This is a genomic window from Streptomyces sp. NPDC002698 (genome assembly GCF_042888945.1).
Taxonomy (GTDB): domain Bacteria; phylum Actinomycetota; class Actinomycetes; order Streptomycetales; family Streptomycetaceae; genus Streptomyces.
In genome coordinates this window covers 89,746-112,617 of the sequence record NZ_JBIAQM010000024.1, presented here as the reverse complement: position 1 = coordinate 112,617, position 22,872 = coordinate 89,746, and the positions used below count along the sequence as shown (strand labels likewise).

Genomic DNA, 22,872 nt, shown 5'->3' with positions numbered 1-22,872 from the left:
GAGGAGCGGAGCGAGTGCAGGACAACGCGACCGAGGTGACCGCTGCCGGAATCGCACGGCTGGCCGGCGTCGGCCGTGCGGCCGTGAGCAACTGGCGCCGTCGGCACGCCGACTTCCCCAAGCCCGTCGGCGGCACGGAGACCAGCCCGTCGTTCGCCCTCGCCGAGGTCGAGGCCTGGCTGCGTCAGCAGGGAAAACTCGCCGAGGTGCCCCTGCGGGAACGCGTCTGGCAGCACCTCGTCGGCCACCCCGAGGGCCCGGCCGTCGCGCTCACCCACGCCGGCCTCGCGCTGCTGCTCATCCATGACCGGCCGACGGTCTGGCTGGAGGCGGCCGTCGGCTCCGACGAACGCCTCGCAGCGCTGTTGCCGACCGCGCTGGAGCAGGCGGTCACCCCCCGGTTCGGCCGGGTGCGAGGTGAACGGGGTGTTCACGCCGGAGCGGACGAGGTGTCCCCGTCGACTGTGAACCGACCGGCGACCGTGAACACTCCGGAAGCCGATCCTGATCCAGGGGTATCAGCTGCCCCGCACGCCCCGGCCGCCCCGCACGCCCCCGTCGTCCCCCCGGTCTCAGCGATCCCGGCACCCCCAGCAGCCTTTGCCACCCCCGCCGCCTCTGCCACCCCTGCCACCCCCGCCGTGCACCTCCCCACCGGCCCCCAGCTGCTCCCCTCCGTCCCCCTCCTCCGCGGCGTGGCCGAGCTCGCCGCCGAGCTGGGCGCCCGTCAGACCTTCGAGTTCCTGCTCGGGCGGCACCTCGACGCCAACCCGCGCCAGTACACGCCCACCCCCGCCGAGCTCGCCCGCCTCATGGCCGACCTCGCGGGACCCGCCCGCACCGTCCTCGACCCGGCCTGCGGCACCGGCGCCCTGCTGCGCGCCCTCGACACCGGCCCCGGTCAAGAGCTCCACGCCCAGGACAGCGCCCCCGAACTCGCCGCGCTCACCGCGCTCCGGCTCGCCCTGCACGGCCGGGCCACCGTGCGCGCGGCCGTCGGCGACACCCTGCGCGCCGACGCGTTTCCGCGGCTGCGCGCCGACGCCGTCCTGTGTCATCCCCCGTTCAACGAACGCAACTGGGGTCATGACGAACTGGCCTACGACCCCCGCTGGGAGTACGGCTTCCCGGCCCGTGCCGAGTCCGAGCTGGCCTGGGTGCAGCACGCGCTGGCCCGGCTGCGGGACGGCGGCACCGCCGTCCTGCTCATGCCGCCCGCCACCGCCTCCCGCCGTTCCGGCCGCCGTATCCGCGCCGACCTGCTGCGCCGCGGCGCGCTGCGGGCCGTCGTAGCGCTGCCGGTCGGCGCGGCCGCCCCGTACAACATTCCCCTGCACCTGTGGGTGCTGCGCCGGCCCGAGAACGCGCCCGGCCGGCCCGAGGTGCTGCTCGCCGACGCCGGACAGTTCACCGGTGAGGGGCGTGGCGGTCCCGACTGGGGGGCCGTCAGGGACGTCGTGCTCGACGCCTGGCGGGCCCACGACCGGGACGGCACCCTCCAGGAGCGGCCCGGTCTGGCGCGTTCCGTGCCCGTCATCGAACTCCTCGACGACGACGTCGACCTCGCCCCGGCCCGCCACCTCCCGCCCCCGGCGGCGGCCGACGGCGCCGAACAGCTCGCGGCCGTGCGCGAGTGCCTCGACGAGACACTGCGGCTGGCCACCGGTCTCACCCCCTCGCCCGCCGTGACGGGTCAGCCCGCCCGCTGGCCGCTCACCACCGTCGGCGAACTCGCCCGCGGGAGCGCCCTGGTGATGCGTACGGGCGGGAACGGCGGCCCCACGCGGGTGCCCGTCCTCACCGACCACGACGTCCTCGCCGGCACCGGCCCCACGGGGACCCTGCCCGAGAGCGACGAGGAAGCCGTACTGACGGAGGCGGGCGACGTGGTCGTGCCGGTGCTCGGCGGCGGCTCGGTGGTCCGGGTGGTCGACTCCGCGACGGCGGGCGCCGTCCTGGGGCGCAACCTCGTGCTCCTGCACCCCGATCCCGCGGCGCTCGACCCGTGGTTCCTCGCCGGGTTCCTGCGGGGCACCGCCAACAACCGCCAGGCCAGCAGTTACGCGTCCACCGCCACCCGCCTCGACGTGCGCCGGCTGCAACTGCCCCGGCTCCCGCTGGACGAACAGCGGCGCTACGGCGCCCGGTTCCGCGCGCTCGACGAGTTCGAGCGGGCGCTCAGGCACGCGGGCCGGCTGGGGGACCAGCTCGTACGCGGCATGTACGACGGGCTGACGGACGGGACGGTGCCCCCGGGCTGAGGCCCCGCGTGCCCCGGGCGCCCCGGGCGGAGCGCCCCGCGTGCTCCGCCCGGGGTCCCGCCGCCGCGGGGCCGCCTCTCCCGACGTCACCTGCGGCGTCGTGCGAGGTGACCGGCGCGACAACGGTTCCGTACAACCCGGGACCGGTCGTCCGTGTCGGCCTATACGCTCGAACTCCGAAATCGAACCCAGGCCCGGGAGCAGTCATGTACGGCCACGACGGGGCGCCACCCACCCGCAGCGCGGGAACCGTCATCACGTTGCGCGTGCTGTTCGCCGCCGCCGGGCTCCTGTCGTGCGGTCTGCTCGCCTGTGTTCCGCTGTTCCGGGTGGCGATCCAGCGGGGGCGGTGGTTCGACTGGACGGCGGCCTGGGTGTCGCTGCCGGTGTCCATCGGCGCGCTCATGGTCGTCGGTACGGTGCCGGAGAGCGACAGCAGGGGGGATGTCGCGCTGGCCGTGGCACTGATCCTCGGCGCCGGCAGCGTCGCGTACTACCTGGCCAACGACATCCGCTTCCACAACGCGGGCCGGCGGCCCATCGGCTACGTGCCGCTCCACCCGCCGACCGCCCCCGGGCCGTACGGCCATCCGCAGCCCGCGCCGTCCGCCCCGCCGTACCCGGGCTTCCATGTGTCGCAGCCGCAGGCGCAGCCTCCCGTACCGCAGGCGTACCCGCCGAACACGCCGATGCCCCAGCCCCCGCCGCAGCGGGCCACGCCCGCGCGGATCGACCAGGTGCGCGCCGAGCTCGACGAACTCAGCGACTATCTGCGCAGGCACGGGGACCGGCGCGACGGCGACCACGAGGGCGGACGGTGACCGCGGAGGCCGGACGCGTCGTCGCCGGTCGCTACGAACTGGCCACGCTCATCGGGCAGGGAGGCATGGGCCAGGTCTGGACGGCCTACGACCAGCGGCTCGACCGGCGCGTCGCGGTGAAGCTGCTGCGTCCCGACAGGGTCGTCGGCCAGGAGGCCGACGAACTGCGCCGCCGTTTCGCGCGCGAGTGCCGGGTGACCGCCCAGGTCGACCACCCCGGCCTGGTCACCGTGCACGACGCGGGCAGCGAGGGTGAGGAGCTGTTCCTCGTCATGCAGTACGTCGACGGCGCCGACCTCTCCGATCACCTCGCCGAACACGACCCCTACCCGTGGCAGTGGGCGGTCGCGGTCGCCGCGCAACTGTGCGCCGTGCTGAGCGCCGTGCACTCCGTGCCGATCGTCCACCGCGACCTCAAGCCGCGCAACGTGATGGTGAAGCAGGACGGCACGGTGACCGTGCTCGACCTCGGCGTCGCCTCCGTCATGGACACCGACACGACCCGCCTCACGCACACCGGCTCCCCCATCGGCTCGCCCGCCTACATGGCACCCGAGCAGGCGATGGGCGGTGCGGTGGGCCCGTACACCGACCTGTACGCGCTCGGTGTGCTGGTACACGAACTCCTCAGCGGCGACGTGCCGTTCAAGGGCTCGACGGCCCTCGGCGTGCTGCACCGGCACCTGTACGAGCCTCCGCTGCCCGTGCGCCGGCTGCGCCCCGAGATCCCGGAGGCGCTGGAGAACCTGGTCCTGCGCCTGCTCGCGAAGGACCCGCAGCACCGGCCCGCCTCCGCACAGGAGGTGTACGAGCACCTGGTGCCGCTCCTGCCCGCGCGCGGAACCCCCACCGGGGCACCGCTCGACCCCACCCGCCCCTTCCTACGCCCGCACGCCCCCTGGCCGGACCGCGCGCGCACGCCCGCACCCCGGCCCGCCCCCGTGGCGCGGGCCGCCGGGACGACCGATGTCGCCGGCGCCGTCGACGAGGTGAAGCGCCTTCTGGGCGAGGGCCGCATCACGCAGGCCGTCGACGTCCTCGGCGCGATCCTGCCCACCGCCGCACAGCAGCACGGCGAGCACTCCCCGGTCGTACGCACCCTGCGCAAGCAGTACGCGGCCACGCTCATGGACGACGGCCAGTACCGGCGCGCGCTGCCCGAACTGCGCCGCCTCGCCGACGAACGCGCCGCCGAGGCCGGCCCGGCCGACCCCCAGTCCCTGCGCTACCGCTACGAATCCGCCCAGTGCCTGGAGCAGTCGGGCGACCCGGCGGCGGCGCTCGCCGAGTACCGCGCGCTGCTGCCGTACTACGAGAACCAGTACGCGGCCGACGACCCGGAACTCGCCTTCGACGTCCGCCGCCGCATCGGTCACCTGCTGCTGGCGCTCGGCGACCGCGCCGCCGCCCACGACACACTGGCCCGGCTGCTGCACGACGTGGAGCGGCTGCACGGCCCCGGACACCCGCTCGCGGCCGAGATCCGGCGGGCCCTGCAATGGCTGGGTCAGGTACGCGGCTAGGACCGGTCCTGTTTTTTGCCGTGCCCTGAGCGGATCTTGTGACTCCGTAGGGGCTTTCTTTCCCGAACGGGCACGCGCGGCCGCTAGGTTGCGCCTGTTTGGTGCCGTGCGCGCCTCACCGCGCGCCGTGCGCGCTGTCATCGCACAACCGGCCGGTACCACCGGCACAACCAGGGGTGGGTTCACATGTCCGACCATCGTCAGTCGAGGAAGCGCCGGTACATCACCTGGGGGGTGGCCGGGGTCGCCGTCGTCGCCGGCGCCGGCATCGCCGCGCAGACCTCCATGGCCGCCACGACCTGGCCCGCCCAGAAGACCTACACAGGCCGCGCCTTCGACACCTGCGCGGCGCCCTCGCTCACCGCGATGAAGGCCTGGCACACCGGCTTCTACGGAGCGGCCGCCGTGTACATCGGCGGCAAGAACCGCGGATGCAGCCAGCCCAACCTCACCGCGTCCTGGGTCAAGTCGGTCAGCACGCTGGGCTGGAAGCTCATCCCGCTGTACGTCGGCGCCCAGCCGTCCTGCCAGACCGGGAGCAGCCCCGAGAAGATCACCACCGCGACCGCGGCCTCGCTCGGCGCGGCCGACGGAGCGGACGCGGTCGCCAAGGCCTCCGCCCTGGGGATGAAGGCCGGCAGTCCGGTCTACCTCGACATGGAGTCGTACGACATCACGAACAAGGCGTGCAACGACGCCGTGCTGACGTACGTGCGCGCCTTCGACAAGGTCCTGCGCGCCAAGACGTACCGCTCCGGGTACTACGGCTTCACCAGTTCCAGCGCCAAGGCCATCGCGACCGCGACCGACAAGACGGACCTGCCGGGCAACCTCTGGTACGCGCTGTGGGACAAGAAGAACACCACGACCACCGACTGGCCGTGGGGTGCCACCCAGTTCACCGGCCACAGCCGCGCCCACCAGTACATGGTCAACAGCAAGGAGACCATCGGCGGCGTCACGATCACCGTGGACCGCGACGCCTGGGACGCGCCGGTCGCCATCACCGGCTGACGCGCGGACGGCCGCGGGAGGGGACGGACACGGCCCGGCCGGTCGGATCACCGGTCGGCCGTGGTCACTCGTACGGGCGGACCGTGGACGTTCCGCGGGGCGGGGAACCGTCGGCGGTGCCTGAAGTCGTCGTGAATCGTTGGTCGAATGGCTGGCCGGGAGGCGGGCCACTGCCTACCATCGATCACCGCAAGACTTTGTGCACCGTCGCACAATCTCCTCGGGAGGCTTCCTTGCACCGCCGCCGTCGCACCGCGCTCGTCCTCTCCGCCGCGATCATCGCCGCGGCCCCTCTGCTCACCGGGTGCGGCAGCGATGCCCATCCGGGCGCGGCGGCCGTCGTCGGAGACAGCCGGATCACCGTCGCGCAGCTGGAGGGCCGGGTCGACGAGGTGCGCTCGGCGCAGCGGGCCGCCAGCAAGGACGACGCCCAGTACGCGCAGGTCGTCGCGAGCACCGGCACCCTCACCCGCGACACCCTGCACAGCATGGTCCTGGACCGGGTGCTGGACCGGGCGGCCAGGAACGCCGGTGTGAAAGTCACCCGCAAGGACTCGCAGCAGATGCGGTCGGCGCTCGAACAGCAGGCGGGCGGCTCGAAGGCGCTGGAGACGGCCTGGCTGTCGAACTACGGCGTGGCGCCCAAGCGCCTCGACGACAGCCTGCGCACCGAGATCGAGGCCCGCAAGCTCGCCGCCGCACTCGGCGTCGACATGAACACCCCCGACGGCAAGGCCGCCTTCTGGAAGGCGTTGTCCGCCGCCTCGAAGCAGCTCCATGTCGACCTGAACCCGCGCTACGGCACCTGGGACGTCCAGAAGAGCAGCCGCGTCGACGCGAAGACACCGTGGGTGCGTGAGGTCTCCGCGGCGGCGCCCCAGCAGCCCGCGTAACCCGTCGCGGCGGATCGGCGGCGGGGCGGCGGGCCTGTGGACACCTGAGTCCCCGGGGTCTGTGGACAACTCCGGGGGTGCCGGCGGCGTGGGTTACGTTCGAGGGGTGAACGCAATCAGTGAACCGACGGGAGCCGCTCAGGGCGGCGAGCGGACCGCGGCCGATGTGACCGCCGACGGCACGAGCGCCGCCGACCCCGGCCGCATCGTCCTGCTCACCACCAGCCACCGCGTGGCGCCCGGCCTGCTGTCCTGGCCGGCCTGGCAGGTGCTGCACGGCGCGGACCGGGTGCTGTGCTCGGACGGCGCGCACCCGCAGGTGCCGTACCTGCGCGAGGCGGGCATCGGGGTCGACGAGGAGTCACCGACCGCGCGGGAGCTGGTCGACGCGTGCGCCGGCGGCCGCTCGGTGGTCGTCGTCGCCACCGGCGAGGGCGAACCCCGGCTCACCGACGGTCTGGCCCGCCTGGCGGGCTCCGGCCGCATACGGATGCCGGACCTGGAACTGCTGCCCGCCTCCTACGACCTGCCGGGCGCGCGTCTGCTCGACCTCGTCCAGGTGATGGACCGCATCCGCGCCGAGTGCCCCTGGTCGTCCCGGCAGACGCACGAGGGCCTGGCGAAGTACGGCCTGGAGGAGTCGTACGAGCTCGTCGAGGCCATCGAGGAGGGTGACCGGGACGAGCTGCGGGAGGAGCTCGGCGACGTCCTGCTCCAGGTCGTGTTCCACTCCCGGATCGCCGAGGACGACACGGAGGCTCCGTTCTCGATCGACGACGTGGCCGGCGGGATCGTCGCCAAGCTGATCCACCGGCACCCGCATGTCTTCGGCGACGAGACGGCCACGACGCCCGAGGAGGTCAAGGAGCACTGGCTGCGCACCAAGGCCGAGGAGAAGCGGCGCACCTCCGTCACCGAGGGTGTCCCGCTCGGCCAGCCGGGCCTGGCCCTGTCGGCCAAGCTGTCGTCCCGGGCGCGCACGGCGGGACTCGACGTTCCGCTGCCCGCGGGCGAGGGCGTGGGATACGAACTGCTGGCGATGGCCGTCCGTGCCGAGGCCGAGGGCGTCGACCCCGAGGCGGCGCTGCGGGCGGCGGCGCGGACGTACCGGGACGCGATCCGCGGGGCGGAGGAAAACGGCGGGGCGGGCTGACCGGGCCCGGTCGGTCCGGGTGAGGTCCGTGGTGAGGTCCGTCGTTCCGGCTCACGGTCCGAGGTCAGGTCCGGGTTGAGGCCCGTGATGAGGTCTGTCGTTCCGGGTCACGGTCCGAGGGCGCGGCCCGCCGGGTTGTGCCAGGCCGGCGGGGGGCGGTCGAGAAGCCACTGGGCCGCGCCCACCGGGCGGGGACGGCTCTCGCCTGTCGGCGGCAGCGGGTCGTGGAAGACCCGGTCGGCCGGTGTTCCGAGAGCGGAGAGCGCGTCGCCGGTCTCTTCGACGAGATCGGGCGGACCGGCGACATAGACGTCGTGCCGGGGCCAGCCGGCCCGGTTGCCCAGCGCGGTGAGCAGCCGTTCGGTCGCCTGGACCTTGGGGCGGCCGGGCGCGGGGGTGATGTAGGTGACGGCGAGCCGGGGGAGCGCGGCCCGCAGGCGTTCGACGGCCGGCCGGTCGTAGAGGTGCGCGATGTCGCGGGCCACGAGGAACAGACGGGCCTCGTGGGCGGGGTCGAGCTGTTCCAGCAGGGCTTTCACCGGGGCCCAGCCCGTGCCGGCCGCGATGAGGGTGAGGGGCCGGTCGGACGGCGTCCGCAGGGTGAGGCCGCCGCCGGGCGGGCCCAGCCGCAGTACGTCGCCCACCCGGGTCCGCCGGACGAGAGCGGTGGAGAGCGTGCCGCCCTCGACGCGGCTGACGTGCAGGTCGACGGTGCGGTCGGCGCGCGGCGCGTTGGCGAGGGAGTAGGGGCGCCAGACACGAGGCAGATGGGGCACGCAGACACTGACGTACTGACCGGGGGAGTAGGTGAGCCGTTGCCGTGGCCGCAGGGTGAGGACGGCGAGGCCGTCGCCGTGCCGGGTGCGGGAGACGACCTCGGCGTCCCACCAGAGCGGCTCGCCGTGGTGCCGGGCCTCCCCGGCGCCCTCCAGCATGCACCGGGCGATCACCCCGTACGCGGCGGTCCAGGCCTTCTCGGTCTCGGCGTTCCAGGCCGAGCCCGCGACGACCGCGAACGCGGCGATCAGACTCTCCCCCACGGCCGCGTAGTGCCCGGGCCGGGTCAGGTACTTGCGGTGGTCTCGGCCCAGACTCCGCAGGTACCGGGGCAGGTCCGGATCCTCCAGTCTGTCCATGACGAAGGTGAGCGCCGCGAAGAGCCGGTCCCGCTGCCGTTCCATGTCCCGGGCGAGGTCCGCCGGGAACAGCGCGCGGAGCTCCGGGTTGTGGCGGAAGAGGTGCGAGTAGAAGTACTTGACCGCGAACTCGGCCCGTCGTTCCACGACCGCGAAGCTGGATCTGAGTATTTCGGGGTCCACGGCAGGAAAGTAGGAAGGTGCCGGGCGTCGAGGTCAAACAGCCGGCCATGTCCGGACGGTCCGGGGCGAACCGGGCGGGAGAGGCCCCGTCCGCCGCCGCGCGCGACGGGTGTCCCCCGATCGCCGGGCGGCAGGGGGGCGCCGCCGCCTGCGGATACGGTCGAGGAGTGACCGAGTACGAAGCCTCCGCCAGCCCCGCCCCCGAACTCTTCACCTGGGAGTTCGCCACCGACCCCTACCCGGCGTACGCCTGGCTCAGGGAGAACGCGCCCGTGCACCGCACGCGGCTGCCCAGCGGGGTGGAGGCCTGGCTCGTCACGCGGTACGCCGACGCCAAGCAGACGCTCGCCGACCAGCGGCTGTCCAAGAATCCCGCGCACCACGACGAGCCCGCGCACGCGAGGGGCCGGACCGGGATCCCCGGGGAGCGCAAGGCCGAGCTCATGACGCATCTGCTGAACATCGACCCGCCGGACCACACCCGGCTGCGGCGGCTCGTCAGCAAGGCGTTCACGCCGCGGCGCGTGGCCGAATTCGCCCCACGGGTGCAGGAGCTGACGGACCAGCTCATCGCCGGGTTCGCGGCCAGGGGTTCCGCGGACCTCATCCACGAGTTCGCCTTCCCGCTCCCCATCTACGCCATCTGCGACCTGCTCGGCGTCCCGCGCGAGGACCAGGACGACTTCCGGGACTGGGCGGGCATGATGATCCGGCACGGCGGCGGGCCCAGAGGCGGGGTCGCCCGGTCCGTGAAGAAGATGCGCGGGTATCTCGCCGAGCTCATCCACCGCAAGCGCGAGGCGCTGACCGCGGAGCCCGCACCGGGCGAGGACCTCATCTCCGGGCTCATCCGCGCCTCCGACCACGGCGAGCACCTCACCGAGAACGAGGCCGCCGCCATGGCCTTCATCCTGCTCTTCGCCGGGTTCGAGACCACGGTCAACCTCATCGGGAACGGGATGCACGCCCTGCTCACCCACCCCGGGCAGCGGGCGCGTCTCCAGGCCTCCCTCGCGGCCGGGGAGAGCGGACTGCTCGAGACGGGTGTCGAGGAACTCCTGCGCTACGACGGGCCCGTGGAACTGGCCACCTGGCGGTTCGCGACCGAGGCCGTGCGGATCGGCGGGCAGGACATCGCGGCCGGCGACCCCGTGCTCGTGGTGCTCGCGGCCGCGGACCGCGACCCCGAACGTTTCGAACAGCCGGACACGCTCGATCTCGCGCGACGTGACCTTCAGCACTTGGGCTACGGCCACGGCATCCACTACTGCCTGGGCGCGCCGCTCGCCCGGCTGGAGGGGCAGACCGCGCTCGGTACGCTCCTCGGCCGCCTGCCCGACATCCAACTCGCCGGAGAATCGGCCGATTTGCGCTGGCGTGGAGGTCTCATTATGCGTGGATTGCGCACGCTTCCTGTGGAGTTCACCCCGGTCAAATAGGCCTGGACCAGCCCATCGGTGACCCTTCGGTATCCCCGCCGAAGGGGTTCTTCCGCATACCGGAAAGAGCGCCCTCGCGGCTAGCGGAACATGACGCTCCATCAAATCTGTGATCTTCGCGTGATCTGTACTGCATCGACTTGTAACCAGCGTTCGAGTGCGACTACCTTCACCCATCAACGCGGCGCCCACGCTTCTTGGTTCACGGGGGTCGCGGTGCACCCTGCTGTCACTCGAAAGGCTTTCGTATGCTCTCCGGGAACGGCCGTCACCGTCGCCCTCGTCAGGCCCCGGCACTCATGGTCGCCGCAGGGGTGACCGGATCGGCGATCGTCATCCCGCTGCTCGCCGCGGCGAGCGCGAGCGCGGCCGACGGGAACACCTGGGACCGGGTGGCGCAGTGCGAGAGCGGTGGCGCGTGGAGCGCCGACCAGAGCAACGGGTACTACGGCGGCCTTCAGCTCGACCAGGAGAACTGGGAGGCGCACGGCGGCCTCGAGTACGCCCCGAGGGCCGACCAGGCCAGCCGCTCGCAGCAGATAGCCGTCGCCGAGAAGGTGCTCGCCGACAAGGGCCTCGCGGCCTGGCCGACCTGCGGGCCGCTCTCGGGCCTCAGCAAGGACGCGGCGGGCGTCAGCGTCGACACGGGCGTGGCCGGCGATGCCTCGAACGACGAGGACGAGTCCGGTTCGTACGTTTCGTCCGGCCTGGCGACGTCGCCCAGTACGTCACCTTCGGATGGTTCTTCCGCTTCGTCCGGTTCGGATGACTCCTCGGACGCGGCCGGCAGCACCGCGGAGCCCAGCGCCTCGCAGAGCTCCGACGACTCGGGTGCGGCGACCGGCAAGGGTGACGAATCGGCCGAGTCCGGGAAGAAGGAGGCTTCTTCGAGCCCCTCCGACGCCCCGAGCACCGGCACCGGGCGGCACCGCGGCGGGGATGCCGCGGAGAGCGCGACCGGCGACGCCGACAGCACCGCCGGGCGGCATGCCGCGAGCGCCTCGAGCGACACCGCGTACGTCGCGGACGTCATCGACAACCTCTGGAAGGTTTCCGACGAGCTGGGCCTCGGAGGCGGATGGGCCGACCTGCCCACCGCGGACGCGGGCACGGCCGACAGTGGTCCCGGCCTCGTCGTACCTGGTCGGAGCATCGCGGACACTGCCGAAACGGTGCAAAACTAGCGGGAGTTCACGTCCTGGTTCGCTGTGGAATGTCCTATTTGGAGCAAGTGAGACATGGGTCTCAGAAGCCCTGATCGTCTTTGAATTTCCGCCGATCGACTGCTTACGGTCGTGACTGCTCGCCACAGCGGGCCCCGACGGTCGCAACGCCGAATCCTGCCAGCGGCCGTACGGGAACAGTCGTCGCGTCATGCGCCGTAGGCAGGAGCGGGGGACCCAAGGTAAGCGCCGGGACCGGGAGTTGAGAGACACCCGGGAACGGCTTGGGGTGAAGCCGCGCGCCGGACGTCCTGGAGACAGGACCGAAGACAGCGCGGCCGGGCAACTCAACCGGCCCGAACCCGACAGCTCACCTCGCAGGCGTCGGTGAGGGGATCTCTCCATGCTGTTCTCCAGCAAGGGCAAGCACCGCCGCCCGAACAAGGCCACCCGCGTCGCCACGCTCGCCGGTGTCACCGGTGTCGCCATCGCCGCCCCGCTCATGGCGGCCGGCAGCGCCTCCGCCGCCACCGCCTCCGAGTGGGACGCCGTCGCCCAGTGCGAGGCCGGCGGCAACTGGTCGATCAACACCGGCAACGGCTACTACGGCGGACTCCAGTTCTCGTCCTCCACCTGGGCCGCGTACGGCGGTACCGCCTACGCCTCCACCGCCGACCAGGCCTCGAAGTCGCAGCAGATCGCCATCGGCGAGAAGGTCCTCGCCGGTCAGGGCAAGGGTGCCTGGCCGACCTGTGGCGTGGGCCTGTCGAGCACCCCCTACGGCGGCGGCTCGGCCCCGGAGGCCCCGGCGGCCCCGTCCTCCTCGAGCGCCTCGCAGAGCGCCCCGGCCACCCGTACGACGGAGCAGCCCGCCTCCCGTTCCGCGGAGCGCCCCGCCGTCCAGAAGACCGTCACCACCCCGACCGGCAAGAAGGTCAAGAAGGGCGACGGCGAGTACAAGGTCGTCAAGGGCGACACCCTCAGCTCGATCGCCGAGAAGAAGCACGTCAAGGGCGGCTGGCAGAAGCTGTTCAAGCTGAACGAGGACATCGTCGCCGACGCCGACTTCATCTACCCGGGCCAGCAGCTGCACCTGCGCTGAGTACCGCGGCGCGCCGGTGCCGTGTGGTCGCCTTCGGCGGAGGGCGGCCACCTCTCGGCCGGCGCGCGGGTGCTTTCCGGGCCGGATTCCGGCCCGCGTCCGAGCCGGACGACAGCTCCCCTCCCGAACCGGGCCTTTTTGGGAAAGGCCCGGTGAGGGTCCCCGTCCCCACGGGCTCCCCGCTCCGGTGCGTGTTCCCCCGCACGCGCCGGAGCGGGGTTTTTCATTTCTTTTTTTGTTCCGTTCAGGAACAATATGTACGCTCAGTTCCGCTCAAGGGGTGGTCGATCGGCTGGCCGATCCCCGTGAGCCGGTTAGGCTCATCCCGCAGGGCTGCCAAGTCCTGCTTACCCGCGTCACATCCCATAAGGAGATGCTCGTGCCGTCCATCGACGTCGTCGTAGCCCGGGAAATCCTGGACTCCCGAGGCAACCCCACGGTCGAGGTCGAGGTCGGCCTCGACGACGGCAGCACGGGTCGTGCCGCCGTTCCCTCCGGCGCCTCCACCGGAGCCTTCGAGGCCATCGAGCTTCGCGACGGTGACCCCAACCGCTACCACGGCAAGGGTGTCGAGAAGGCCGTCCTCGCCGTCATCGAGCAGATCGGCCCGGAGCTCGTCGGCTACGACGCCACCGAGCAGCGCCTGATCGACCAGGCCATGTTCGACCTGGACGCCACCGACAACAAGGGCTCGCTCGGCGCCAACGCCATCCTCGGCGTCTCGCTCGCCGTCGCGCACGCCGCCTCCGAGGCGTCCGACCTGCCGCTCTTCCGCTACCTGGGCGGCCCGAACGCGCACCTGCTGCCCGTTCCGATGATGAACATCCTGAACGGCGGGTCGCACGCCGACTCCAACGTGGACATCCAGGAGTTCATGATCGCCCCGATCGGCGCGGAGTCCTTCTCCGAGGCCCTGCGCTGGGGCGCCGAGGTCTACCACACCCTCAAGAAGGTGCTGAAGACCAAGGGCCTGTCCACCGGCCTCGGCGACGAGGGCGGCTTCGCCCCGAACCTGGAGTCCAACCGCGCCGCCCTCGACCTCATCATCGAGGCCATCAAGGAGGCCGGCTACACCCCCGGCGAGCAGATCGCCCTCGCCCTCGACGTCGCCGCCTCCGAGTTCTACAAGGACGGCGTCTACACCTTCGAGGGCAAGGAGCGCTCCGCCGCCGAGATGACCGAGTACTACGCCGAGCTCGTCGCGGCGTACCCGCTCGTCTCCATCGAGGACCCGCTGTTCGAGGACGACTGGGCCGGCTGGAAGATCATCACCGACCAGCTGGGCGACAAGGTCCAGATCGTCGGCGACGACCTCTTCGTCACCAACCCGGAGCGCCTGGCCCGCGGCATCGAGGAGGGCTCCGCGAACGCCCTGCTCGTCAAGGTGAACCAGATCGGCTCGCTGACCGAGACCCTGGACGCCGTCGAGCTGGCCCAGCGCAACGGCTTCAAGTGCATGATGTCCCACCGCTCCGGCGAGACCGAGGACGTCACCATCGCCGACCTCGCGGTCGCCGTGAACTGCGGTCAGATCAAGACCGGCGCCCCGGCCCGCTCGGACCGCGTCGCCAAGTACAACCAGCTCCTGCGCATCGAGGAGATCCTCGACGACGCCGCGGTCTACGCCGGCCGCAGCGCCTTCCCGCGCTTCAAGGGCTGAGCCCTCGCACGGCTCAGGCAGCGTCCTCCGTACGTCCCCGTACCCGGTCCCGTACCGTGTGCGGGGACGTACGCACGTGACGGGCCCGCACGGCGGGCCGGAACCGGGGAGGCGGGACTCATGGCCGTGAAGGACCGGGACCGGTTCTCCACCTCGACCAGGCTGAAGCTGCTCGGCGAGCAGACGGCGGCCAGGGTCTACCGCTCCCAGACCAAGCGGCAGGCGCGCCGCTCCCGGCTGACCGGCCGGGCCGCGCTGCTCGCCATGGTCCTGTGCTCCCTGATCGTCGCCCTCGCCTACCCGATGCGGCAGTACGTCTCCCAGCGCGCCCAGATCGGCGACGTGGAGCGGCAGCGGGAGCAGGCCCGGCAGCGGGTCGAGCAGCTGCGCGACCTCAAGGCGCGCTGGCAGGACGACGCGTACGCCGAGCAGCAGATCCGGCAGCGGCTGCACTATGTGATGCCGGGCGAGACCGGGTACGTCGTGATCGACCCGGACGCCGCGAAGCAGTCCCGTGCCGAGCGGGGTGCCTCCGACCGCCCCTGGTACACCGATATGTGGGACGGCGTGGACAGATCCGACGCCGCCGACCGCTGACGCCCCATGAACTGACCAGAAAGACACGTGACTCACGGCATGGAAACGCCACCGCCCACCACCCCGCGCACCGAGCCCACCGACGCCGACGTCGAGGCCTTCAAGCAGCAGCTCGGCCGGCCGCCGCGCGGGCTGCGCGCGATCGTGCACCGCTGCCCCTGCGGCCAGCCGGACGTGGTGGAGACGGCGCCCCGCCTTCCCGACGGGACGCCGTTCCCGACCACGTACTACCTGACGTGCCCGCGGGCCGCGTCCGCGATCGGGACGCTGGAGGCCAACGGGGTCATGAAGGAGATGACCGAACGGCTGGCCACCGACCCCGAACTGGCCGCGGCCTACCGCGCCGCCCACGAGGACTACATCGCGCGCCGTGACGCCATCGAGGTCCTGGAGGGCTTCCCGAGCGCGGGCGGCATGCCCGACCGGGTGAAGTGCCTGCACGTCCTGGTGGGGCACTCGCTGGCCGCGGGGCCCGGCGTCAACCCGCTGGGCGACGAGGCCATCGCGATGCTGCCCGAGTGGTGGCGCAAGGGGGCCTGCGTCACCCTGGCCGGGCCGCAGGCCGGTGAGGGAGCGAAGGCGGAGGGTTCCGCCGGGACCGCCGGGACCGCCGGGACCGCCGGTTCGGCGGAGACCGCCGGGACCGCCGAGTCTGCGGAGTCCTCCGGGGCTGCCGGTCCCGAGTCCGCCGAGTCCGGCGAATCCGCCGAGGACGGCCGGTGACCCGCGTCGCCGCCGTCGACTGCGGTACGAACTCCATCCGGCTCCTGGTGGCCGACGCGGACCCGCGGACGGGCGAACTCACCGACCTGGACCGGCGCATGACCATCGTCCGGCTGGGCCAGGGCGTCGACCGTACCGGCCAGCTCGCCCCCGAGGCGCTGGAGCGGACCTTCGCCGCCTGCCGCGCGTACGCGGAGGCCATCAAGGAGCACGGCGCCGAGCGGCTGCGCTTCGTCGCCACCTCGGCCTCCCGGGACGCCGAGAACCGGGACGAGTTCGTGCGCGGGGTGCTGGACATCCTCGGCGTCGAGCCGGAGGTCGTCACCGGGGACCAGGAGGCCGAGTTCTCCTTCACCGGCGCGACCAAGGAGCTGGCCGGGCGCGACGACCTCGCCACGCCCTATTTGGTCGTGGACATCGGCGGCGGCTCGACCGAGTTCGTCGTCGGCGCGGACCGGGTGCGCGCGGCACGCTCCGTGGACATCGGCTGCGTACGGATGACGGAACGTCACCTCGTGCGCGACGGCGCCGTGACCGACCCGCCCACGGCGGACCAGGTCGCGGCCATGCGCGCCGACATCGAGGCCGCCCTCGACCTCGCCGAGGAGACGGTCCCGCTGCGCGAGGCCCGCACCCTGGTGGGGCTGGCCGGCTCGGTCACCACGATCGCGGCGATCGCGCTGGACCTCGCCGAGTACGACTCCGAGCGGATCCACCACTCCCGGGTCTCCCTCGACCGCGTCCGCGAGATCACCGAGTGGCTGCTGCGCTCCACGCACGCCGAGCGCGCCGCCGTTCCCTCGATGCACCCGGGCCGGGTGGACGTGATCGGGGCCGGGGCCCTCGTCCTGCTCTCGATCATGGAGCGGACCGGGGCGGAGGAGGTCGTGGTCAGCGAGCACGACATCCTCGACGGCATCGCCTTCAAGGTGGCCGAGGACGCCGAAGCCGGCAGGCAGGGCGACTGACGCGCGGTGACGCGCCGAGAACGGGCGTGAGACGGCCCCGGCCCCTTTCCGGGGGGCCGGGGCCGTCGTGTCCTCCAGCGGCGGCACAGGGCTTCCGGACACCTTGCCCGGCGGTGCCGCGCGGGTCGCCCGGCAGTGCCGCGCGGGTTGTCCGGAACCGCCGCGGGGGCGTGGCACCGGTCTCCTTTGCTACTGATCGGTAGCCTCGGCTGAGCGGCTCGGATAACGTATGAGCGTGCCCTCGGGGGTCCTGGAACCCCTCCGGCGAGTCCTCGCCGAGAAAGTTCGTGAAGTTCTTCACAAGGAAAAAGGCACTGCTGGGCGACAAGAGGGCCACTTGGGCCCTTCCGCGGGGCCGGACCGGTCCGGCAGCCTGGTCGGTGAAGCGTTGCGACAGCGTTTCCGGGCGGTGAAACGCAGGTGTGGTCTGCTGGGCCGAACGGGTTGGGCCGCAGCTCACGCGGTGTTGACAACGGTACGAACCGTACGGCGGTCCACCCCTGCCGCCATGACCTCGATCACGGGGGCGGCGGAGTGTAGCAGAGCCCCTGCCCAAGCTTGTGAAGGGGCGCACGAGCGACCCCCCGGAAGCAGGTGGATACTCGATGGCATGAGCACCACGGAGCGTCCCAGGATCCTCGTAGTAGGCGGTGGGTACGTAGGCCTGTACGCAGCTCGGCGCATCCTCAAGCAGATGCGCTACGGAGAGGCGACCGTCACGGTCGTCGACCCCCGGTCGTACATGACCTACCAGCCCTTCCTCCCCGAAGCAGCCGCCGGCAGCATCTCGCCGCGGCACGTCGTCGTCCCGCTGCGGCGTGTACTTCCCAAGGCGGAGGTCCTCACCGGCCGGGTCACCACCATCGACCAGGACCGCAAGGTCGCCACGGTCGCCCCGCTCGTGGGCGAGGCGTACGAGCTGCCTTTCGACTACCTCGTCATCGCGATGGGCGCGGTCTCCCGCACCTTCCCGATCCCCGGCCTCGCCGAGCAGGGCATCGGCATGAAGGGCATCGAGGAGGCCATCGGCCTGCGCAACCACGTCCTCGAGCAGCTCGACAAGGCCGACTCCACCACGGACGAGGACGTCCGCCGCAAGGCGTTGACCTTCGTCTTCGTGGGTGGCGGCTTCGCCGGCGCCGAGACCATCGGTGAAGTCGAGGACATGGCCCGCGACGCGGCCAAGTACTACAGCAGCGTGTCCCGCGAGGACATGCGCTTCATCCTCGTCGACGCCGCGGACAAGATCCTTCCCGAGGTCGGCCCCAAGCTCGGCCAGTACGGCAAGGAGCACCTGGAGAGCCGCGGTGTGGAGATCTACCTCTCCACCTCGATGGACTCCTGCGTCGACGGCCACGTCGTGCTGAAGAACGGCCTCGAGGTCGACTCCAACACGATCGTCTGGACGGCCGGCGTCAAGCCGAACCCTGTTCTCTCCCGCTTCGGTCTGCCGCTCGGCCCGCGTGGCCACGTGGACACCCAGACCACCCTCCAGGTGCAGGGCACGGACTACATCTGGGCCGCGGGCGACAACGCCCAGGTGCCGGACGTCGCCGCCCGCAAGGCCGGTGTCGAGAACGCCTGGTGCCCGCCGAACGCGCAGCACGCGCTGCGTCAGGCCAAGATCCTCGGCGACAACGTGATCTCCGGTATGCGGGGCTTCCCGCAGAAGGAGTACTCGCACGCCAACAAGGGCGCCGTGGCCGGTCTCGGTCTGCACAAGGGCGTCGCGATGATCGTCATGGGCAAGATGAAGATCAAGCTCAAGGGCCGTCTCGCCTGGTACATGCACCGCGGCTACCACGGTCTCGCCATGCCGACCTGGAACCGCAAGATCCGCGTCTTCGCGGACTGGACGCTCGCGATGTTCCTCAAGCGCGAGGTCGTCTCCCTGGGCGCCATGGAGACTCCGCGCGAGGAGTTCTACGAGGCCGCCAAGCCGGCTCCGGCCGCGCCGGCGCCCGCCGTCAAGACCGAGGAGAAGGCCAAGGCCTCCTGACCCTCCGGTCACCGAACGCCCCGAAGGGGCCGCCCGCCATCCGTGGTGCGGGCGGCCCCTTCGGCGTTCCCCGGCCCCGCGGCGCGTTCCCCGGCCCCGCGGCGCGTTCTCCAGCCCCTACGGCGTTCAAAGTGTGGCGCGTACACACATTTTGCGAATCTGTGTCGTGGAAGCGGGACTGCCCGCTGACGGGGTAGATGTTTACGTGGTGTCGGAGCGTTCGGGAGCGTTGTCTCGGAGGTGTACGTCATGCAGGACGCCGCGCCGCGTCTCAAAAGCCTTGTCGAACAGTTGCTGGGAGCCCCGCTCCCGTTGCGCGTGCGCGCCTGGGACGGTTCGGAAGCGGGTCCGCCCGCGGCTCCGGCGCTCGTCGTCCGCAACCGGCGGGCCCTGCGCCGACTGCTGTGGAAGCCCGGCGAGTTGGGACTCGCCCGTGCCTGGGTCTCGGGTGACCTCGGCGTCGAGGGGGACCTGTACACCGCCCTGGACCTGATCTCCGGGCTCGTGTGGGAGCGCCCCGAGGACGCGCGCGGGCTCGGGGCGGCGCTGCGCGACCCCGAGGTGCGCGCCGCGGCCCGCGGGCTGGTGAGGATGGCGGGGCTGCCGCTGCCGCCCGCCCCGCCACCCGAGGAGGTGCGCAGGCGCCGCCACCTGCACACCAGGCGCACCGACCGGAGCGCGATCAGCCACCACTACGACGTCGGCAACGACTTCTACGAGATCGTCCTCGGCTCGTCCATGGTCTACTCGTGCGCCTACTGGGAGGAGGGCGGCACCCTGGAGGAGGCGCAGCGCGACAAGCTCGAACTCGTCGCCCGGAAGCTGGCCCTGAAGCCCGGTCAGCGGCTCCTCGACGTCGGCTGCGGCTGGGGCTCGATGGCCGTGCACGCCGCCCGCGACCACGGCGTGCGGGTGGTCGGGGTGACGCTGTCGCAGGAACAGGCCGCGTACGCCCGTAAACGGGTCGCGGAAGAGGGCCTGACCGACCGGGTGGAGATCCGGGTCCAGGACTACCGGGACGTCACCGACGGGCCCTACGACGCGATCTCCTCCATCGGCATGGCCGAACACGTCGGCGCCGAACGCTACCTGGAGTACGCCGAGGTGCTCGGCGGCCTCCTCGTCCCCGGCGGACGGCTGCTCAACCACCAGATCGCCCGGCGCCCGCAGCGCGACGAGTCGTCGTACGCCGTCGACCCGTTCATCGACGCGTACGTGTTCCCCGACGGCGAACTCGCGCCCGTCGGGACGACCGTGACCCAGCTCGAACGGGCCGGGTTCGAGGTGCGTGACGTCGAGGCCCTGCGCGAGCACTACGCGCTCACCCTGCGCCACTGGGTCGCCAATCTGGAGGCCGGGTGGTCCCGTGCCGTCCGGCTGACCGGTGTCGGCCGGGCCCGTGTCTGGCGCCTGTACATGGCGGCCAGCGCGGTCGCCTTCGAACGCAACCAGATCGGCGTCAACCAGGTCCTGGCGGTGAAGACCCGGGGCGGGGCGGGCCCGTCCGGGACGCCGCTGCGGGCGAGGACCTGGAACTGACGCGCCCGAAGCGCCGGCCCGCACGAGGAGAGGGTCCCGTTCCGGACGGAACGGGACCCTCTCACCTGTCTTCCCGGGCTCACGTGTCTTCCCGGGCCACCGCCGCGGCCCGGTCGCCGTGTCCGGTCACTCGGACTTGATCGCCCCCAGCATGTTCAGGCGGGCCGCCCGGCGGGCCGGCCAGAGCGCGGCCAGGACGCCGACCGTCGCCGCGAGCAGCAGGAAGAGCGCCATCCGGCCCCAGGGCAGGACCAGTTCGTACGTCGACATCCTGCTGCCCAGCAACTCGCCGGCCGCCCAGCCGAAGAAGACGCCGAGGCCGATGCCGAGGACGCCGCCGAAGAGCGAGATGACCAGGGACTCCAGCCGGACCATCCGCTTGATGCCCTTGCGGTCCAGGCCGATCGCGCGGAGCATCCCGATCTCCTGCGAGCGCTCGAAGACCGACATCGCGAGGGTGTTGATGACGCCGAGGACGGCGACGATCACCGCCATCGCCAGCAGGCCGTAGAGCATGTTCAGCATCAGTGTGAACATCTGCGCGATGTCGTCGGAGATGTCCTTCTTGTCCTGGACCTTGACGGCGGGGTTGTCGCCGAGGGCCTTCTCCAGCCGGTCCTTGACCGCGGCCGAGGCACCGCCCGCCGTCTTCACCATGACCTGCATGTCGGAGGCGCCGCGCTGGTGCGGGGAGAGCGTGGCGTTGTCGAGGATGATGCCCCGGATCATCTCGTTGGCCTCGTACACCCCGGCGACGGTCAGGCTCTCCTTCGCGCCGTCCTCGTAGGAGACCTGGAAGCGGGAACCGGCCTTCCAGCCGTGGGACCCCGCCGTGTCCGAGTCGACCACGACCCCGGTGCCGCCGACCTCGAAGGAGCCGTCGGTGACGTCGAGATCGGTGAGCTCGCCGATGGCCGCGCCCTTGACGCCGGTCAGGAACTCCGTTTGCCGGTCGATGCGGGAGGGCGCGTTGCGCAGCGGGCTGATGTCGGTGACCCCGTCGACCGCGGCGAGCTTCTTCTCGATGTCCGGGGAGAGGGAGTTGCCGTTCGCCATCGAGACGACGTAGTCCGCCCTGATCGCCGAACTGGCCATCTTGTCGATCGACTTCTGCAGGCTGCCCGCCATCACCGTCATGCCGGTGATCAGGGTGAGACCGATCATCAGGGCCGAGGCGGTGGCGGCGGTGCGGCGCGGGTTGCGCACCGAGTTCTGCCGGGCCAGCTTGCCGGAGATCCCGAAGACCCGCAGGACCGGGGCCGCCGCGGCGATCAGCGGGCGGGACAGCAGAGGGGTGAGGACGAAGACGCCGACGATGAGCAGCACGGCGCCGAGACCCATCGGGGCCTGGCCGTCGGAGCCGTCCATCGTCGTGGCGTAGAGGACCACGGCGACACCCGCGGCCGCGAGCAGGGCGCCGATCGTGTTCCGCAGGACCAGGGACTTCGTCGTCGCCTTCGCGTGGATGCTGCTCATCGCGGCGACCGGCGGGATCTTCGCGGCGCGGCGGCCCGGCAGCCAGGCGGCCAGCATCGTGATGAGGACGCCGACGAGCAGCGCCGTGGCGACGGTGCCGGGCGAGATCACCAGCGGACCGTCCGGGACCGTGGCACCGAGGGTGCCCATCAGGGAGCGCATCGCGGCGCCGATGCCGATGCCCGCGGCGAGCCCGCCGACGGCCGCCACCGCGCCGACCACGAAGGCCTCGATCAGCACCGACCGGGTGACCTGGCGGCGGGAGGCGCCGACGGCGCGCAGCAGCGCCAGTTCCTTGGTGCGCTGGGCGACCAGCATGGTGAAGGTGTTGGCGATGATGAACGTGCCGACGAACAGCGCGATCCCGGCGAAGACCAGCAGGCCCGTCTTCATGCCGCTCATCGCCGCGGAGATCTGCTCGGCCTGGTCGTCGGCGAGCTGCCGGCCGGTGACGGTGGAGGCGGTGTCCTTCGGCACGACGGCGTCCAGCGCCTCGCGCAGCGCGTTCTGGCTGGTGCCCGGCGTGGCCTTCACGTCGATCTCGTCGTAGGCGCCGGCCGAGTGGAACAGCCGCTGCGCGGTCGCCGTGTCGAACAGGGCGAGGCTGCCGCCGGCGGCCACGTTGCCGTCGTCCGTGCGGAAGACGCCGGCCACGACGGGCTCGAGGACGGGGCCGTCGACCGAGAGCCGTACGGTGTCGCCGACCTTGTACCCGGCCCGCCTCGCGGTCTCGGTGTCGATCGCGATCTCACCGGCGCCGTGCGGCGCGTGCCCGGCCGTCAGGGGATAGCGGGGGTCCTTGTCGCCCCAGTAGTTGCCGCCCTGCGACTGGAAGCCGCCGCCGATGAGTTTGCCGTCCTTGCCGGCTATGGCGGTGAAGCCGTTGACGACACCGATCGCGGAGGCCGCTCCGGGTACTCCTGCCGCCTTGTCGAGCAGGGGCCGCGTCAGTTCGCGCTTCTTGCCGAAGCCGTCGCCGTCCGCCGCGCGCTCGGGGCGGATGGCGACGTCGACCTGGCCGAAGCCCTTGGCGGAGCTCTTCTGGTAGGCGTCGGAGATGGTGTTGGTGAAGACCAGGGTCCCCGAGACGAAGGCGACGCCGAGGAGGACGGCGAGCACGGTCATCAGGAGTCTGGCCTTGTGCGCGAACACGTTGCGCAAGGCGGTACGGAACATGGTGTGTCTCAGTCCAGGTGTACGAGGAGTGGGGGAGCGTCGGGAG

17 protein-coding genes and 1 riboswitch are annotated in these 22,872 nt (G+C 71.9%); of the genes, 15 read left to right on the top strand and 2 right to left on the bottom strand.

Translation table 11 applies throughout. The features are described from left to right. Window positions 1-14: 14 nt before the first annotated feature. From ACFYW9_RS28655 to ACFYW9_RS28630, 6 genes are all read left to right on the top strand, one after another. Window positions 15-2,261, top strand: coding sequence for an N-6 DNA methylase (locus tag ACFYW9_RS28655; protein WP_389156035.1), 2,247 nt, complete (start codon window positions 15-17; stop codon window positions 2,259-2,261). A 206-nt stretch (window positions 2,262-2,467) separates the two neighbouring features. Beyond that, window positions 2,468-3,082 (top strand): hypothetical protein, encoded by a 615-nt coding sequence (locus ACFYW9_RS28650; RefSeq protein WP_389156032.1) that lies wholly within the window; start codon window positions 2,468-2,470, stop codon window positions 3,080-3,082. Between the two features lie 38 nt (window positions 3,083-3,120). Further along, window positions 3,121-4,605 carry a protein kinase gene (locus tag ACFYW9_RS28645; protein ID WP_389156077.1) on the top strand — a complete coding sequence of 495 codons (1,485 nt, stop codon included), beginning with the start codon at window positions 3,121-3,123 and terminating at the stop codon, window positions 4,603-4,605. Window positions 4,606-4,791: 186 nt separating this feature from the next. Further along, window positions 4,792-5,619 (top strand): glycoside hydrolase domain-containing protein, encoded by an 828-nt coding sequence (locus ACFYW9_RS28640; protein WP_326787321.1) that lies wholly within the window; start codon window positions 4,792-4,794, stop codon window positions 5,617-5,619. 233 nt (window positions 5,620-5,852) lie between these two features. Further along, window positions 5,853-6,512 (top strand): SurA N-terminal domain-containing protein, encoded by a 660-nt coding sequence (locus ACFYW9_RS28635; RefSeq protein ID WP_351873403.1) that lies wholly within the window; start codon window positions 5,853-5,855, stop codon window positions 6,510-6,512. Window positions 6,513-6,678: 166 nt separating this feature from the next. Continuing rightward, window positions 6,679-7,665, top strand: coding sequence for a nucleoside triphosphate pyrophosphohydrolase (locus ACFYW9_RS28630; RefSeq protein ID WP_389156074.1), 987 nt, complete (start codon window positions 6,679-6,681; stop codon window positions 7,663-7,665). Window positions 7,666-7,772: 107 nt separating this feature from the next. On the opposite strand, the gene ACFYW9_RS28625 is transcribed toward ACFYW9_RS28630, so the two are convergent. Next, on the bottom strand, window positions 7,773-8,984 hold the full coding sequence (locus ACFYW9_RS28625; RefSeq protein WP_389156027.1) for a globin domain-containing protein: 1,212 nt from the start codon (window positions 8,982-8,984) through the stop codon (window positions 7,773-7,775). Between the two features lie 167 nt (window positions 8,985-9,151). Here ACFYW9_RS28625 and ACFYW9_RS28620 point away from each other — a divergent pair, with 167 nt between their 5' ends. From ACFYW9_RS28620 to ACFYW9_RS28580, 9 genes are all read left to right on the top strand, one after another. Then, window positions 9,152-10,423, top strand: coding sequence for a cytochrome P450 (locus ACFYW9_RS28620; protein WP_389156023.1), 1,272 nt, complete (start codon window positions 9,152-9,154; stop codon window positions 10,421-10,423). A 299-nt stretch (window positions 10,424-10,722) separates the two neighbouring features. Beyond that, complete coding sequence (locus ACFYW9_RS28615) at window positions 10,723-11,607, top strand: transglycosylase family protein (protein ID WP_389156019.1); 885 nt, start codon at window positions 10,723-10,725, stop codon at window positions 11,605-11,607. 183 nt (window positions 11,608-11,790) lie between these two features. Beyond that, a riboswitch (cyclic di-AMP (ydaO/yuaA leader) is annotated at window positions 11,791-11,985 on the top strand. Window positions 11,986-11,989: 4 nt separating this feature from the next. After that, a complete protein-coding gene (locus ACFYW9_RS28610) occupies window positions 11,990-12,688 on the top strand; it encodes a transglycosylase family protein (RefSeq protein WP_351873415.1) in 699 nt (232 codons plus the stop codon). A 373-nt stretch (window positions 12,689-13,061) separates the two neighbouring features. Next, the gene (gene eno, locus ACFYW9_RS28605; protein WP_351873418.1) at window positions 13,062-14,348 is read left to right on the top strand and encodes a phosphopyruvate hydratase; all 1,287 of its coding nucleotides are present in this window, start codon (window positions 13,062-13,064) and stop codon (window positions 14,346-14,348) included. 120 nt (window positions 14,349-14,468) lie between these two features. After that, window positions 14,469-14,945, top strand: coding sequence for a septum formation initiator family protein (locus tag ACFYW9_RS28600; protein ID WP_351873421.1), 477 nt, complete (start codon window positions 14,469-14,471; stop codon window positions 14,943-14,945). Between the two features lie 39 nt (window positions 14,946-14,984). After that, window positions 14,985-15,668 (top strand): DUF501 domain-containing protein, encoded by a 684-nt coding sequence (locus tag ACFYW9_RS28595; RefSeq protein WP_389156014.1) that lies wholly within the window; start codon window positions 14,985-14,987, stop codon window positions 15,666-15,668. Further along, the gene (locus ACFYW9_RS28590; RefSeq protein WP_389156011.1) at window positions 15,665-16,636 is read left to right on the top strand and encodes an exopolyphosphatase; all 972 of its coding nucleotides are present in this window, start codon (window positions 15,665-15,667) and stop codon (window positions 16,634-16,636) included. Before ACFYW9_RS28595 ends, ACFYW9_RS28590 begins: the two co-directional genes overlap by 4 nt. Before the next feature lie 610 nt (window positions 16,637-17,246). Further along, window positions 17,247-18,635, top strand: coding sequence for an NAD(P)/FAD-dependent oxidoreductase (locus tag ACFYW9_RS28585; protein WP_328451679.1), 1,389 nt, complete (start codon window positions 17,247-17,249; stop codon window positions 18,633-18,635). A gap of 249 nt (window positions 18,636-18,884) precedes the next feature. Continuing rightward, the gene (locus ACFYW9_RS28580) at window positions 18,885-20,174 is read left to right on the top strand and encodes a class I SAM-dependent methyltransferase (protein WP_389156007.1); all 1,290 of its coding nucleotides are present in this window, start codon (window positions 18,885-18,887) and stop codon (window positions 20,172-20,174) included. Between the two features lie 126 nt (window positions 20,175-20,300). On the opposite strand, the gene ACFYW9_RS28575 is transcribed toward ACFYW9_RS28580, so the two are convergent. Then, window positions 20,301-22,826: an ABC transporter permease gene (locus ACFYW9_RS28575; RefSeq protein WP_389156004.1), complete on the bottom strand. Its 2,526-nt coding sequence runs from the start codon at window positions 22,824-22,826 to the stop codon at window positions 20,301-20,303. Window positions 22,827-22,872: the final 46 nt, after the last annotated feature.

Coding starts and splice junctions, on each gene's coding strand:
- ACFYW9_RS28650 (WP_389156032.1), top strand. CDS start 2,468: ATGTACGGCCACGACGGGGCGCCACCCACCCGCAGCGCGGGAACCGTC.
- ACFYW9_RS28600 (WP_351873421.1), top strand. CDS start 14,469: ATGGCCGTGAAGGACCGGGACCGGTTCTCCACCTCGACCAGGCTGAAG.
- ACFYW9_RS28575 (WP_389156004.1), bottom strand. CDS start 22,826: ATGTTCCGTACCGCCTTGCGCAACGTGTTCGCGCACAAGGCCAGACTC.
- ACFYW9_RS28595 (WP_389156014.1), top strand. CDS start 14,985: ATGGAAACGCCACCGCCCACCACCCCGCGCACCGAGCCCACCGACGCC.
- ACFYW9_RS28580 (WP_389156007.1), top strand. CDS start 18,885: ATGCAGGACGCCGCGCCGCGTCTCAAAAGCCTTGTCGAACAGTTGCTG.
- ACFYW9_RS28640 (WP_326787321.1), top strand. CDS start 4,792: ATGTCCGACCATCGTCAGTCGAGGAAGCGCCGGTACATCACCTGGGGG.
- ACFYW9_RS28615 (WP_389156019.1), top strand. CDS start 10,723: ATGGTCGCCGCAGGGGTGACCGGATCGGCGATCGTCATCCCGCTGCTC.
- eno (WP_351873418.1), top strand. CDS start 13,062: ATGCTCGTGCCGTCCATCGACGTCGTCGTAGCCCGGGAAATCCTGGAC.
- ACFYW9_RS28610 (WP_351873415.1), top strand. CDS start 11,990: ATGCTGTTCTCCAGCAAGGGCAAGCACCGCCGCCCGAACAAGGCCACC.
- ACFYW9_RS28585 (WP_328451679.1), top strand. CDS start 17,247: ATGAGCACCACGGAGCGTCCCAGGATCCTCGTAGTAGGCGGTGGGTAC.